Annotated in this window: 2 protein-coding genes and 1 pseudogene; 1 reads left to right on the plus strand and 2 read right to left on the minus strand. The window is 64.2% G+C overall.

Annotated elements, in window-relative coordinates; translation table 11 throughout:
- Together DBR22_RS17995 and DBR22_RS18000 are read right to left on the minus strand one after the other, a co-directional pair.
- A partial coding sequence (locus DBR22_RS17995) for a PRC and DUF2382 domain-containing protein (RefSeq protein ID WP_108600144.1) occupies positions 1-805 on the minus strand: 805 nt, incomplete at its 3' end.
- 208 nt (positions 806-1,013) lie between these two features.
- Positions 1,014-1,196, minus strand: a complete 183-nt coding sequence (locus DBR22_RS18000) for a hypothetical protein (RefSeq protein ID WP_108600145.1) — start codon at positions 1,194-1,196, stop codon at positions 1,014-1,016.
- Between the two features lie 159 nt (positions 1,197-1,355).
- On the opposite strand from DBR22_RS18000, the pseudogene DBR22_RS24735 reads away from it, so the two are divergent.
- A pseudogene (locus tag DBR22_RS24735) lies at positions 1,356-1,951 on the plus strand (FAD-dependent oxidoreductase); the annotation flags it as partial.

Here is a 1,951-nt window from a genome sequence, read left to right on the forward strand (position 1 = left end):
CGTCGATTCCGTCGGCCTCGATGCGCTCCTTGCGGACCTGCTCATCCACTGTCACCTCGTCAGTGACGGTGTCCTTGTCGAGCCGGACCCGCTCCACCGGAACGGTTTCCTTCTCCACGACGGGGCGCTCCTCATGGAGGGTCACCTCGTGTTCCTCTTCGCTGATGGCCGGGCCGGACATCGCAGCGCCGCGATTGGCATCAGTGATGGGTTCGCGTTCCAGCCTGACTTCCTCGCGCTGGACCGGGACTGTCCTGGTGACGTTTTCCGTGGTGACGTACTTACGCAGCCGGACCCGCCCGGTGGCCTCACGATCCTTGCCGATATTCAACCGCTCTTCAGAGCGCGTCATCGCGTCATCAGTGGTGGGGCCGGACGTATCCCGGCCTACGGTGCCACGGGAATCGTCGGTATCGTACGTGGCAGCCGGTCCGGTCGGGGCGAGATCGGCATCGGTGCCCCTGGTGGCGTCGGTGTAGGTCCTGGCCCCGCCGAGCTGGTAGTGCTGGTAGAGCCGGTCCTCCTCGGCGGGATCCAGATGGCTGTCCGTATCCATGCGCGGGGCATCCTTCACCTGGTCCTTGCTGTAGGGAACCACGAGGTCGTCACCCTCAACTCGTGCCGCCTCGAGCGGCACGAATGACTGGGACGTGCCGAACAGCCCGGTCTTGACCGTGACCCAGGTGGGCTGGCCGTTGTCGTCGTCGGCGTAGACCTCCCCGATGGAGCCGATCTTGTCCCCATCGGTGGAAAGGACGTTTCCGTTCTTGCTGAGCAGCTGGTCGATGTGTTCCTTGGCGAGCATGGTGCCTCCTTGGCTTCGATCTTGCGTGGCTTTTGTGTTTCCCCCAAGCACTACCCTAAGCATGCTTACTATCTATTTGGCAAGCATACTTATTAATATTTCGATCGAAGCTGTGGTGTCGCGTGGCCAGGAAGCCCCAGGGAACGCGGGGTTCAGGCGGGGCTGCCGCCCTTTGGCTGCTTGGCCTTACCGCCCGCCGCTTCAGGGTTCACGTCGTGGCGGCATCATGGTCCTCGCTCTTGTGGCGTGCTTCTTCGAGGTGATGCTCCAGTTTCTCCTCTGCCTCCCGGCGCCGCTGGCCGACGGTACGGATCTGCTGGGTGGTCGGCTGGGCATGCGCGTGCTGGTGGGGGCCCACATCGCGGGTATTTTCAGTGTGGTTCTCGCTCATACTGGCATCGTCCCACCGGTTGTCAGTAACGGGAAGGGCCTGCCGGCACTGAGTTCGGTCCTTGGCGACCCGCCGCCACGAGCTGGCCGGCGGCCGTACGATGTGACAGTATGCGCGTCCCGGATGAGGACGGCATTGACCCTTTCGAAAGGCAGAACGATGCCCCATTACGATCTCGCCATCATCGGTTCCGGATCGGGAAACTCTCTGATCACCCCGTTCTGGGACAACAAGCGGGTGGCGCTCATCGAGGGCGGGGTCTTTGGCGGCACGTGCGTGAATGTCGGCTGCATCCCGACGAAAATGTTCGTCTACCCGGCGGGCCTGGCCGCGGTACCCGCCGAAGCGTCACGTCTCGGCGTGGAACTGACGCTCGGGAAGGTCCGGTGGAACGACATCCGTGACAGGATTTTCGGACGCATCGACGCCATCGCCGAGAGCGGACGACGCTACCGGGACGAGGAGCTGGACAACGTTGACCTGTACCAGGAATTTGTCCGTTTCACCGGCCCCCGCTCCCTGCGGACCGAGTCCGGCACCGTCATCACGGCCAGCCGGGTTGTGGTGGCTGCAGGCTCCCGTCCGGTGCTGCCGGACGTCCCGGGCATGGACCTCCCCCAGGTGCACACCTCTGACACCGTCATGCGCATCGATGGCCCGCCGCGGCAGGTTGTGGTTGTGGGCGGCGGCTACATCGCCGCCGAGTTCGCCGCCATCTTCCACGGCTTCGGCGCCGAGGTGGTCCAGGTCAACCG

The sequence above is a fragment of the Arthrobacter sp. HMWF013 genome (genome assembly GCF_003061105.1).
Lineage (GTDB): Bacteria > Actinomycetota > Actinomycetes > Actinomycetales > Micrococcaceae > Arthrobacter.